General features: G+C 39.4%; 9 protein-coding genes and 6 tRNA genes. 14 read left to right on the top strand and 1 reads right to left on the bottom strand.

Annotated elements, in window-relative coordinates; all coding sequences use genetic code 11:
- Window positions 1-184 precede the first annotated feature (184 nt).
- Complete coding sequence (mbcS, locus tag FC748_RS17445; RefSeq protein WP_108030730.1) at window positions 185-1762, bottom strand: acyl-CoA synthetase MbcS; 1578 nt, start codon at window positions 1760-1762, stop codon at window positions 185-187.
- A 269-nt stretch (window positions 1763-2031) separates the two neighbouring features.
- On the opposite strand from mbcS, the gene FC748_RS17440 reads away from it, so the two are divergent.
- The 14 genes from FC748_RS17440 (at window position 2032) to glmS (ending at window position 12151) form a co-directional block, all read left to right on the top strand.
- Window positions 2032-2108, top strand: a tRNA-Asn gene (locus FC748_RS17440).
- 116 nt (window positions 2109-2224) lie between these two features.
- Window positions 2225-2299: transfer RNA gene (locus tag FC748_RS17435), tRNA-Glu, on the top strand.
- 73 nt (window positions 2300-2372) lie between these two features.
- Window positions 2373-2448, top strand: a tRNA-Val gene (locus FC748_RS17430).
- A gap of 14 nt (window positions 2449-2462) precedes the next feature.
- A tRNA-Tyr gene (locus FC748_RS17425) sits at window positions 2463-2546 on the top strand.
- A gap of 20 nt (window positions 2547-2566) precedes the next feature.
- Window positions 2567-2641: transfer RNA gene (locus tag FC748_RS17420), tRNA-Gln, on the top strand.
- Between the two features lie 13 nt (window positions 2642-2654).
- Window positions 2655-2727: transfer RNA gene (locus FC748_RS17415), tRNA-Lys, on the top strand.
- Window positions 2728-2904: 177 nt separating this feature from the next.
- Window positions 2905-3810: an arginase gene (gene rocF / locus FC748_RS17410; RefSeq protein WP_108030731.1), complete on the top strand. Its 906-nt coding sequence runs from the start codon at window positions 2905-2907 to the stop codon at window positions 3808-3810.
- 133 nt (window positions 3811-3943) lie between these two features.
- Complete coding sequence (gene sigW, locus FC748_RS17405; RefSeq protein WP_004225410.1) at window positions 3944-4507, top strand: RNA polymerase sigma factor SigW; 564 nt, start codon at window positions 3944-3946, stop codon at window positions 4505-4507.
- Between the two features lie 13 nt (window positions 4508-4520).
- Window positions 4521-5144: an anti-sigma factor family protein gene (locus FC748_RS17400; RefSeq protein ID WP_024364063.1), complete on the top strand. Its 624-nt coding sequence runs from the start codon at window positions 4521-4523 to the stop codon at window positions 5142-5144.
- Window positions 5145-5293: 149 nt separating this feature from the next.
- Window positions 5294-6130 (top strand): diadenylate cyclase CdaA, encoded by an 837-nt coding sequence (gene cdaA / locus FC748_RS17395; protein WP_024364062.1) that lies wholly within the window; start codon window positions 5294-5296, stop codon window positions 6128-6130.
- Window positions 6123-7175: a CdaR family protein gene (locus FC748_RS17390; protein ID WP_025220828.1), complete on the top strand. Its 1053-nt coding sequence runs from the start codon at window positions 6123-6125 to the stop codon at window positions 7173-7175. The genes cdaA and FC748_RS17390 overlap by 8 nt, the downstream gene beginning before the upstream one ends.
- 320 nt (window positions 7176-7495) lie before the next feature.
- Window positions 7496-8845: a phosphoglucosamine mutase gene (gene glmM / locus FC748_RS17385; protein ID WP_108030732.1), complete on the top strand. Its 1350-nt coding sequence runs from the start codon at window positions 7496-7498 to the stop codon at window positions 8843-8845.
- A 114-nt stretch (window positions 8846-8959) separates the two neighbouring features.
- A complete protein-coding gene (locus FC748_RS17380; protein ID WP_025220827.1) occupies window positions 8960-9481 on the top strand; it encodes a type 1 glutamine amidotransferase domain-containing protein in 522 nt (173 codons plus the stop codon).
- Window positions 9482-10348: 867 nt separating this feature from the next.
- Window positions 10349-12151: a glutamine--fructose-6-phosphate transaminase (isomerizing) gene (glmS, locus tag FC748_RS17375; RefSeq protein WP_108030733.1), complete on the top strand. Its 1803-nt coding sequence runs from the start codon at window positions 10349-10351 to the stop codon at window positions 12149-12151.
- Window positions 12152-12216: the final 65 nt, after the last annotated feature.

Raw genomic sequence — 12216 nt, 5'->3', positions numbered from 1 at the left:
GAGAGTAGGACGTCGCTAGGCGCAAAAAGTCGCTGCTGATACACTCAGTAGTGGCTTTTTTTAATTTCTTTCATTATGTGAAATATGACTATAGAGAGGCCATTAAACATGGCAAACTGTAAATTCATTTAAAAAGAATGGAGACATTTCACCATAATGCGTGAAATGTCTCCAAAATTGTTTTTTAAACAGTAGTCGCACGTAATTCAATACGACGAATTTTGCCCGATGTGGTCTTAGGAAGCTCATCTAAAAAGACAATACTACGAGGGTATTTATATGGTGCTGTTAGCGCTTTAACATGCTCTTGAAGTTCTTTTATTAATTCGTCCTCATCACGTCCTCTAAAGCTCTCACGTAAGATTACAAACGCTTTTACTATATGCCCTCTAATTTCATCTGGTGCAGCAACAACTGCACATTCTTGTACAGCCTCGTGTTTGTTTAAAGCATCTTCCACTTCAAATGGTCCAATTGTGTAGCCTGATGAGATAATAATGTCATCTCCACGTCCTTCAAACCAGAAGTATCCATCCTCATCACATTTTGCTTGGTCACCTGTAATATACCACTCACCTCTAAAGGCAGCTTGCGTGCGTTCAGGCTCACGGTAATATTCCTTGAATAAGGCAGGCGATGATTTATGGACAGCGATGTCTCCGACTTCTCCTACGGGTGCTTCATTACCTTCATGGTCTATAATACGTACAATATTTCCTGGTGTAGGAACACCCATAGAACCAGGTCGTAACTCTGTGTTTTCAAGCGTACCTATTAATAATGTATTTTCTGTTTGTCCATAACCATCTCGTACTTTCAGACCGAAATTGTTCATAAATGTTTCAATAACTGGACGATTTAATGGCTCACCTGCAGAAACAGCACTTCTTAATGAAGCTAAGTTGTAATCTTTAAGATTATCAATCTTTGCCATAATACGATATTCTGTCGGGGTGCAACATAGCACATTGACTTTTTCGTCCTGTAGGAGTTGAAGATACGTATGAGGTTCAAAACTACCATGATAGACAAAAGCCGTTGCTCCTAACATAATTGTCGATAAAAATGGACTCCAAATCCATTTTTGCCAGCCCGGTGCTGCAGTAGCCCAGACTAAGTCCCCTTCACTTACACAAAGCCATTTGGAAGCTGCTGTTCGAATATGTGCATAGCCCCAGCCATGAGAGTGAACCACCCCTTTAGGTTTACCCGTTGTGCCTGAAGTATAAGATAGGAATGCCATATCATCGCGTTTTGTCGCAACAGCTGTAAAGCTTGTAGGTTGCTTTTCAGCTAATGCATCTAAAGAAATCCAATTGTTCGTAGCGTTGCCAATTACTAATTTATTATCCAATGCTGCAACGGAAGAAGTAATTTTATCTACTTCACTAGTGAAAGCCTCGTAGGCAATAACAGCAGTTGCAGAAGAGTGTTCCATACGATATTCTAAATCACTTGCGCGTAACATCTCTGAACAAGAGATCGGAACAATACCTGCTTTTAAACAGCCAAGGAAAACAAAATAAGCTTCTGGTAGGCGGGGAATAATGACTAAAACACGATCCCCTTTTTGTAATCCTCTCTCCGTAAAAGCATTCGCGTATTGATTCATTTTTTGAATAAGATCGGCATAAGAAATTGTACGTCGGTTTTGTTGTGCATCCAACCATCTTATAGCTTGGCGATCACTATCTTGGGAGAATTTCTCTAATTCCTCCGTGATGTTGTAAAGCTCTGGTGCAATTAAATCCTTTGTTACCATATGAACATTCCTCCCCAAAACAAATTTAATAGAAAATTCGTAAAACTATTTTTATTTTAACAATTACAATAATATACAGCAAGAATATTTGATACATTAAATAGAAATATTAGATTTAATAGAGAACTATTGAGGTTTGATATACGTCAATTCGAAAATTATGCAATAAATTAAATAATTTTGTTGAAAAAGTATTGCATAATTTAGAATGCTTGCTATAATAATAAATGTACTTAAGAGGTTGTCAAAACCAAATTAAATAGTATTGTTCCGAAGTAGCTCAGTTGGTAGTAGCACCTGACTGTTAATCAGGTTGTCGCAGGTTCGAGTCCTGCCTTCGGAGCCATTTTTTTGCACTTTTTTAACTAATTTATAATTTTAAAAAGAAATTTTTAAAAAATACTTGCATCAAAATGAAAATGATGTTAATATAAGTCTTGTCTTGTTTGAGACATAATAAATGGCCCCTTGGTCAAGCGGTTAAGACACCGCCCTTTCACGGCGGTAACACGGGTTCGAATCCCGTAGGGGTCACCATTTTCAAAACATCGTAGTAATGCATAGGCTTAAAAAGATAAATAAACTGTGAAGAAATAACACCTGTTTCTATGGAGGATTAGCTCAGCTGGGAGAGCATCTGCCTTACAAGCAGAGGGTCGGCGGTTCGAGCCCGTCATCCTCCACCATATAGTGTTTTTTCGGAGGGGTAGCGAAGTGGCTAAACGCGGCGGACTGTAAATCCGCTCCTTAGGGTTCGGCGGTTCGAATCCGTCCCCCTCCACCAGTTTTATTTATTTAAATGATTGGGGTATAGCCAAGCGGTAAGGCAACGGATTTTGATTCCGTCATGCCTAGGTTCGAATCCTAGTACCCCAGCCATTTTTTCTTTTATGAGCCATTAGCTCAGTTGGTAGAGCATCTGACTTTTAATCAGAGGGTCGAAGGTTCGAGTCCTTCATGGCTCACTTTTCTATATATTAAATTCAAAAGTGTAACATTAACTACAGATACTAATCTCTTGCTGAAAACAGCAGGAGATTTTTTTACGTATTAAATGAATAAATATACGATTTATTGTTGGGTTGAGCCAAGTGTATTGTAGGCTTTACAATAGTCTTATCACCAAAAGGGGGTATAAAAATATGAATAAACAACAAGTATCAATTATTGGAGTACCAACAGATTACGGACAAACACGAAGAGGGGTTGACATGGGGCCAAGTGCAATTCGATATGCGGGCGTTGTAGAGCGATTAGAGGCAATCGGACACGAGGTACATGATCAGGGAGATATACTTGTTAGTCAAAAGCATGGTAGTAAAGAAGTTGATAAACAGCTATTAAATTTAGAGGAAGTTATAGATATCAGTACCACATTAGCTAACCAAGTACATGAAGTGTTAGAACAAAAAAAATTTCCGCTTGTATTTGGCGGTGATCATAGTATTGCAATCGGTACGCTTGCAGGACTGGGAGAGCACTTTCAAAACCTAGGTGTTATTTGGTTTGATGCACATGCCGATCTGAATACACCTGAAACAACACCATCTGGTAATATTCACGGTATGCCACTTGCGGTTAGTATTGGATTGGGTCATGAACGTCTTGTACAAATTCGAAACTATGCACCAAAGGTTAAGCCTGAAAATGTCATTATTATCGGTGCACGTTCAGTAGATCCGGGGGAACGTGAGCTAATTCGCCAACAAGGTATTAAGGTCTATACAATGCATGAAATTGATCGACTTGGTATGACGCGTGTGATGGAAGATGCAATCGCTTACTTACAAGAACGTAAAGTAGACGGTTTACATTTATCGTTAGATTTAGATGGTCTAGACCCGCTTTATACACCAGGAGTGGGAACGCCGGTGCCTGGCGGTATATCGTATCGTGAAAGTCATTTAGCAATGGAAATGCTACAAGAATCAGGGATGTTAACATCTGCTGAATTTGTTGAGGTGAATCCTATACTAGACGAGAAAAATAAAACGGCAGATGTGGCAGTAGCATTAATAGGTTCTTTGTTTGGTGAGACACTAGTTTAATGTAAATTGTGAAAAAAATGTTTATCGCCACATCGTTTAAAAAACTTTTGTTATAATTGAATATAAATTGAAACTTTTCTTATAGTCGGGTCGTATAGTATAAGACAGTTGTAAAGGTGGAGAAGTAAACACAATGGATGCGTTAGTAAATAAGAGAATAAAACAAGTGCTTAAAGGCGATCAAAACGCATTTGCCGATATTGTGAGTCTCTATCAGCACAAACTGTACCAAGTATGCTACCGAATGTTAGGAAACAAGCAAGAATCTGAGGATATTGCACAAGAAGCATTTGTTCGCGCTTATATGAACTTGCATACTTTTGATCAAAAAAGAAAATTTTCGACGTGGCTTTATCGCATTGCGACGAACCTCTGCATAGACCGTATTAGAAAGAAAAAGCCGGATTATTATTTAGATGCGGAGGTAGCTGGTACAGAAGGGCTCGATATGTATTCGCAGATTGCAGCAGATGACCAACTACCAGAGGAACAGTTAGAGCAGATGGAGCTACAAGATCGTATTCAATATGAGATTGGACGATTGCCGGATAAATATCGTTCAGTTATAGTATTGAAATATATCGAAGAATTATCGTTACAGGAAATCAGTGAAATTTTGGATATGCCTCTTGGGACAGTGAAAACGAGAATTCACCGCGGACGTGAAGCATTACGAAAGCAATTAAACAATCTGTAGGAGGGGGAGCGTCATGAATATTTGTCCAGAGCATATTATTGATTATATGCATGATTATTTAGACGGTGACATTAGTCGTGAGCATGAGCAAGAGTTGAAACAACATTTGCAATCATGCGGTGATTGCAAGCAATTGATGCAAGAATTGAGTGAAACGATCGCCTTTGTGAAGAGTGCTTCCCATATTACAGCACCTCCGGATTTCGAAGCTGCGGTGATGGCACGTTTACCGAAACCCAAAAGTCGTGTAGGTATGCAAAAATGGATTCGTCGTCATCCGTTCTTTGTGGCAGCAGCAGTTTTCTGTTTATTTATGAGTGCTACTTTATTAGGTAGTTTCATGGATGATCAAAACTTCTCGGTCTCCAAACAACCAAACCTTGTTGTAGAAGGACAAACGGTTATTGTTCCAGAAGGAGAGGTCGTAAAAGGCGATATCGTCGTCAAAAATGGCGACTTACTTGTTGAGGGTGAAGTAGATGGCAATGTAACGATTATTAACGGTCAGTATATGGCATCTTCAGCAGTCGTTTCAGGCAATATCGAGGAAATTGACGAAGCATTCGAATGGTTATGGTATACTATCAAAAATTCCGTCAAGGCAGCAATGACATTTGAGGAAAAAGAAACTAAATAGAACTCTATACGTCCTACATGGTAGAGCACGGTAGAGGATGAAAAGTCTACTCATATGGGTAGACTTTTCATTTGAAAAAAGTTACATTTGAAAAGAATGTGCTATACTTAAATGTGTATGGATTCGCAATGAAAAGTGGGGGATGCCACGTGCAAATTATCGAACAATTCACGGATTTAACACCAGTGAATATTGCTATTAACTTCATAGATGTACTGCTCGTTTGGTACGTTGTTTATAAAATTTTAACCCTCATTAAAGGGACGAAAGCTGTCCAACTATTGAAAGGCATTTTCGTCATAATTATTGCACGTATCGCAACAGACTTTTTAGGGTTAGAAACTTTGGGGTGGATGCTAAAGCAAGTAATCGAGTTTGGTTTCTTGGCCATCATTATCATCTTCCAACCGGAAATACGACGAGGTCTAGAACAAATTGGACGAGGAAAGCTTTTCCAACGTTCGACAAGTCAAGAAGAAGAAGAGCAAACAAGACTGATTGAGGCCATGAAGAAGTCGGTTAGCTATATGGCAAAACGCCGAATTGGTGCATTAATTTCTATAGAAAAAGACACAGGATTGAATGAATATATTGAAACGGGAATAGGTCTAAATGCAGAAGTTTCTTCTGAATTGCTTATTAACATTTTTATACCGAATACACCATTACATGATGGTGCAGTCATTATGCAGAAAGATAAGGTTACAGCAGCAGCTTGCTATTTACCACTTTCGGAAAGTCCGTTTATTTCAAAGGAACTTGGTACACGACATCGTGCAGCTCTTGGGCTTAGTGAAGTAACAGATGCGATTACGATTATCGTATCAGAGGAAACGGGAGCTATTAGTATTACGTTAAATGGAAATCTACATCGCAATCTTTCTCTAGAGGAATTCGAAACACTGTTACGCAAAATGTGGTTCGGATCAGCACAAGAATCGAATGCAGCCTCTAAGTTGACTTGGAGGGGGAAAAAGAATGGATAAAATGATGGATAGCCCATGGGTATTGCGAATCATTGCGCTTTTTCTAGCGTGCTTACTATTTTTCTCTGTTCGGACTGAGTTAGCTTCTACAGATAAAACTGCGATGACTGAACAGGTTGAAGTCATTCGAGATGTACCCGTAGAAGTTTATTATGATGATGATAGTCTCATCGTGACGGGTATTCCAAAAACAGTGAATGTCACGGTAAGGGGACCAAAACAAATCGCCTTACAAGCAAAATTAGTGAAAGATTTCTCTGTATTTGTAAATTTAAATGATTTATTAATTGGTGAGCATAGCGTTGAACTACAATACGAAAATATTTCTGATAAGTTGCAAGTGACGCTAGACCCAGCAAAAGTGAATGTAAATATAGAGGAAAAAGTCACACAAGAGTTCCGTGTAGATCCGGAAATGAATAATCGTTTAATAGATGAAGGATATTACTTAAAAGGAATGTCTGCTAACCCAGCAACTGTGTTTGTAACAGGGGCAAAAAGTGCTATTGAAAGCATTAGCTATGTGAAAGCGACTGTTACGGGTGAACAAGGCTTGAAACAACCTTTCTCTCAAGCGGCGGCTGTTAAAGTATTAGATCGCGATTTAAATAAATTAGATGTGATAATAGAACCAGAACAGGTTAAGGTACGGGTAGATATTGCTGAATATAGCAAAGAACTTCCTGTTACGATAAAGGAAACGGGCAAAGCAGCAGAAGGGATTACCATTAATCAATTAACCCTTGATACTACTAGCTTAAGGCTATTTGGCAAGAAATCCATTATTGATGTTTTAACCGAAGTACCTGTTGAAGTGGATTTATCAAAAATCACGGAATCGAAAACGTATGAATTTGATGTGAAATTACCAGAGGGTGCGACTAAAGTATCTCAACAGAAAGTTAAAATTAAAGCGAATGTTACAAAGGCAGAGAAAGCCGAAAAGGTAGATCAGGTGGATCCAGTAGAACCGGTGGAAAAGGAAACGATTGCTAATCCTACAGAGACAAATCCTGAACCTGTGACAGAAGATATTGATTCTTAAACAATAACTGACTATAATTTTAACTTGATTCATATATGAGATTTCCTGTCTCTATAAATTGTGTGATCCAGCAAAGCGATAATGCTGATGAACATAATGGCTCAAGTTAGCACTTGTATAATTCCGTTATAGTGAATGTGCGACACTTGAGTACTGACATCTTTTTGCCTTAGAGCCTCTGAAAGTGATTTAAAGAGGCCTAAATACTAGTAGATAAATAAAAAATAGACTTTTCCAAAAGTAAGCAGACGAGCCGTCCGATTGTCCGCAGGAAATAAGCATGATGCGGTCGTCTTGCATTGAAGGAGAGAACAATTAGAATGGGTAAATATTTTGGAACAGATGGCGTCCGTGGCGTCGCGAATAGTGAATTAACACCGGAGTTTGCATTTAAACTAGGCCGTGTAGGTGGCTATGTTTTAACAAAGGATGCAACAGGGCGTCCAAAGGTATTAATTGGTCGTGACACACGTATTTCAGGCGAAATGCTTGAAGGTGCACTAGTAGCTGGGCTTTTATCAATTGGCGTAGAGGTAATGCGTCTTGGTGTAATTTCTACACCGGGTGTTGCTTATCTTTCCCGAATTATGAGTGCAGATGCAGGCGTCATGATTTCAGCTTCACATAACCCAGTTGCCGACAATGGCATTAAATTTTTTGGTCCCGATGGTTTCAAGTTAACTGATGCTCAAGAAGCAGAAATTGAAGCAATTCTTGATGCTCAAGAAGATACATTACCACGTCCAATCGGTGCAGATCTAGGCATTGTAAGTGACTATTTCGAAGGTGGACAAAAGTATATTCAATACCTAAAGCAAACGGTAGATGAAGAATTTGATGGTATTCATGTAGCGCTAGATTGCGCACATGGTGCAACATCATCATTGGCAACTCATTTATTTGCCGACTTAGAAGCAGACATTTCAACAATGGGTGCTTCCCCAACAGGTCTGAACATTAATGACGGTGTTGGTTCAACACATCCAGAAGGTCTTGCTGCATTTGTGACTGAAAAAGGTGCAGATGTTGGTTTAGCATTCGATGGAGATGGCGATCGTCTTATTGCAGTAGACGAAAAAGGTAAAATTGTTGACGGTGACCAAATTATGTTTATCATTGGTAAACACTTAAATGCAGTTGGTCGTTTGAAAAAGCAAACAATTGTCTCAACAGTGATGAGTAATATGGGCTTCTACAAGGCTGTTGAAGAAAACGGCATGCATAGCGTACAAACGGCTGTAGGCGATCGTTACGTTGTGGAAGAAATGCGTGCTAATGAATACAATCTTGGCGGAGAGCAATCTGGTCATATTGTGTTCTTAGACTTTAATACAACGGGTGATGGCTTGCTAACAGGTATTCAACTCGTTAGTATTATGAAAGCTACTGGCAAAAAGTTATCAGAGCTTGCAGCAGAAATGACAATCTTCCCGCAACGTTTAGTCAATGTACGTGTAACAGACAAGCATGCAGTGACGGAAAATGCTAAGGTTGCAGCTGTAATAGCAGAAGTTGAATCAGATATGGCTGGAAACGGTCGTATTTTAGTACGTCCTTCTGGCACTGAGCCACTTGTTCGTGTAATGGTGGAAGCTGCTACAGAAACGGATTGCGAAATTTATGTAGAACGTATTGCCAATGTAGTACGTACGGAAATGGGTTTAACATAATAATTATAAATTACGCGATCTCCCACTATTGGGAGGTCGTTTTTTTATGTTTGAAATTTTTGAAGGAGGGAAGTATAAAACAGAGTCACAATAAACAAGGGGTGTTTAATTTATATGGCTAAAATTGCAACAGTAATAACAGATATGTTTGAAGACGTGGAGTATACAAGTCCAAAGGCAGCATTAGAGGCTGCCGGGCATGAGGTCATTACAATTGACATTGAAGCAGGAAAAGAAGTTGAAGGTAAACATGGTGAAAAAGTGAAAATTGATAAGGGAATCGAGGAAGTTCATGCTTCAGAGTTTGATGCACTGTTTATTCCAGGTGGCTTTTCACCGGATATTTTACGTGCAGATGATCGCATTGTAGCCTTCGTCAAAACGTTTATGGATGACATGAAGCCAACCTTTGCAATTTGTCACGGGCCACAGCTACTGATTACAGCCAAAACATTAAATGGACGTGATGCAACAGGCTATAAATCCATACAAGTAGACTTGGAAAATGCAGGTGCTATTTTCCATGACGAAGAAGTATTTGTTTGTCAAAAACAATTAGTAACAAGTCGTACACCTAAAGATTTACCAGCTTTTAACCGAGAAATTGTGAAATTACTTGCAAGCAAAGAGAGCTAAGCGTCGTTCCTTTTTTAGAGGCCGGAATATAACCTTAAAATATTAAATAGTGGTACATTAGTGTTGATAAATTTTCGCTAATAAATAATAAATAAAAAAGAAAAACTAGTTGTTGGTAGCAAAGGCGGTGACTCCTGCTCAGAACGCACACAGCGTAAGATGCGGTATTCAAGGTTGCGGCTTACTGTGCTGAGCGGAAAGCACCGCCGAAGCGGACAACAACGACACAGTAAAAAAGTGTTAGATTGGTGGCGGTCAATCTAACACTTTTTCACTTTTGTCCCAGCCATTTTGCTATTGTTATACAATCATGCTGGCATTTCTCATCTTACACTTTGATAGTTTGTCACAAAAAAAGTAGCTAAGGGTTATTTTTAATAACGAAAATTTGACGAATAGCATATGATTGAGTATTATGGAGAAGCTGACGGCTTGGGTGACCTTGTCCGCTTAGCAAGTGCTAAAGGAGGAAAGGAAGCACAAAAATCGGAAAACAATTATAGCGCCTGAGCTGAAGAAATTGGACGAAGACATCTTCAGCAGACGAGGTGGAGGTTTATCGAAAATTCGGCGGATGCCTCCCGATCGACATACCCGATTGTCATTTTTCATTTTGAAAGCATTTGAGTGATTGAATGTACAGAAAATGGAGAAGGTATAAGTAGAGCAATAGATAAATAGGAAAACTTCACGTATCGAGCAAAGCACTATTTTAGATAGCTGAAATAGTCTGAGGACGTGCGCGCATAAGTATGTTTATTTTCGTTTTGAAAATAAGCGGTACTGTTTACGCCCACCGAAAAATTTCGATAGGCTGAGGTCTAGTTTGTCATTGCGTTAATATGACAATATCGGAGGAAATATAATATGTGTGGAATTGTAGGATATATTGGTGAATCAGATGCTAAGGAAATTTTATTAAAAGGTTTAGAGAAGCTAGAGTACCGTGGCTATGACTCAGCAGGTATCGCTGTACGCAACGAAGAAGGCGTAACAATCTTCAAGGAAAAAGGTCGTATCGCTGATTTACGTGGAGCAGTAGACGAGGATGTAGCGGCTAAAGTAGGGATCGGTCATACACGTTGGGCAACGCACGGAGTACCTAACCGTTTAAACGCGCACCCTCATCAAAGCGCATCAGGTCGTTTTACGATTGTGCATAATGGTGTAATTGAAAACTATCATTTATTACAAAAAACATACTTAAAAGGCATCCCAATGAAATCTGACACGGATACAGAAGTAATCGTGCAGTTAGTAGAGCTATTTGTGAAAGATGGACTGCAAACAGCAGAGGCGTTCCGTAAAACATTATCTCTACTACACGGCTCTTATGCACTTGCATTATTAGATGCTGAAGCGGCTGATACAATTTTTGTGGCGAAAAACAAATCACCACTTCTTGTAGGTGTAGGCGATGGTTTCAATGTAGTTGCATCAGATGCGATGGCAATGCTACAAGTAACTGATCAATTTGTGGAATTACACGATAAAGAAGTCGTTATCGTGCACAAAGGTAGTGTGCAAATTACAAAATTAGATGGCACAGTAGTGGAGCGTGCACCTTACACAGCAGAGCTTGATATGAGCGATATTGAAAAAGGTACGTACCCTCACTATATGTTAAAAGAGATGGATGAACAGCCAACAGTTATCCGTAAAATCATTCAAGCGTACGAAGGCGAAAATGGCGATTTAACAATTGATACAGCGATATTACAAGCATTGCAAGCTGCCGATCGATTATACATTATTGCTGCCGGCACAAGTTACCATGCAGGTTTAATCGGTAAACAATATTTCGAGAAAATGGCTGGTATTCCGGTAGAAGTGCATATTTCAAGTGAGTTTGGTTATAACATGCCACTACTTTCAGAAAAACCGCTATTTATCTTTATTACCCAATCAGGTGAAACAGCGGATAGCCGCCAAGTACTTGTGAAAATTAAAGAGCTTGGGTATCCAACATTAACGATTACAAACGTACCAGGTTCAACGCTATCACGTGAAGCAGATTATACATTATTATTACATGCAGGTCCTGAAATCGCTGTAGCTTCAACAAAAGCATATGTAGCGCAGGTGGCGGTACTTGCACTAGCAGCATATGTGACAGCAAAAGCAAGCGGTAAAGGCTTAGAATTTGATTTAAAACAAGAGCTTGCAATTGCGGCTAACGGTATTCAAACAATTATTGATGCAAAAGATGTATTAGAAGACATCGCAGAGGACTACTTAAAAATTGCACGCAACGCTTTCTTCATTGGTCGAAATATCGACTTCTGTGTAAGTCTTGAAGGTGCTTTAAAACTAAAAGAAATTTCATATATTCAAGCGGAAGGTTTTGCAGGTGGCGAACTAAAACATGGTACGATTGCTTTAATTGAAGAAGGCACACCAGTTTTCGCCCTTGTCACACAAGAATCGGTAGCCTTAAATATTCGCGGCAATGTCAAAGAGGTAGCTGCACGTGGAGCATACCCATGCATTATCGCTATGGCTGGCGTAGACGAAGACGGCGACCGTCTAGTGATTCCGCATGTCAACGAATACTTAACACCACTTGTTTCAGTTGTGCCATTACAGCTAATTAGCTACTATGCGGCACTCCATCGTCGTTGTGACGTTGATAAACCTCGTAACTTAGCTAAATCAGTGACTGTGGAGTAGGGCTTAGAGCTGTGGTGTTAATATTGTAGATTTGAAATAAAGTCGCGATGTTTATAAAAAAGATG

Origin of the sequence: Lysinibacillus sphaericus (assembly GCF_005217585.1) — a bacterium.
Classification (GTDB): domain Bacteria; phylum Bacillota; class Bacilli; order Bacillales_A; family Planococcaceae; genus Lysinibacillus; species Lysinibacillus sphaericus.
The sequence above is the reverse complement of the archived record's forward strand: the minus strand, read 5'-3'. Positions and strand labels throughout refer to the sequence as shown.

Bases quoted from the DNA above. Each gene is read 5' to 3' on its own strand.
- mbcS (WP_108030730.1), bottom strand. From the start codon at position 1,762: ATGGTAACAAAGGATTTAATTGCACCAGAGCTTTACAACATCACGGAG.
- rocF (WP_108030731.1), top strand. From the start codon at position 2,905: ATGAATAAACAACAAGTATCAATTATTGGAGTACCAACAGATTACGGA.
- sigW (WP_004225410.1), top strand. From the start codon at position 3,944: ATGGATGCGTTAGTAAATAAGAGAATAAAACAAGTGCTTAAAGGCGAT.
- FC748_RS17400 (WP_024364063.1), top strand. From the start codon at position 4,521: ATGAATATTTGTCCAGAGCATATTATTGATTATATGCATGATTATTTA.
- FC748_RS17390 (WP_025220828.1), top strand. From the start codon at position 6,123: ATGGATAAAATGATGGATAGCCCATGGGTATTGCGAATCATTGCGCTT.
- glmM (WP_108030732.1), top strand. From the start codon at position 7,496: ATGGGTAAATATTTTGGAACAGATGGCGTCCGTGGCGTCGCGAATAGT.
- FC748_RS17380 (WP_025220827.1), top strand. From the start codon at position 8,960: ATGGCTAAAATTGCAACAGTAATAACAGATATGTTTGAAGACGTGGAG.
- glmS (WP_108030733.1), top strand. From the start codon at position 10,349: ATGTGTGGAATTGTAGGATATATTGGTGAATCAGATGCTAAGGAAATT.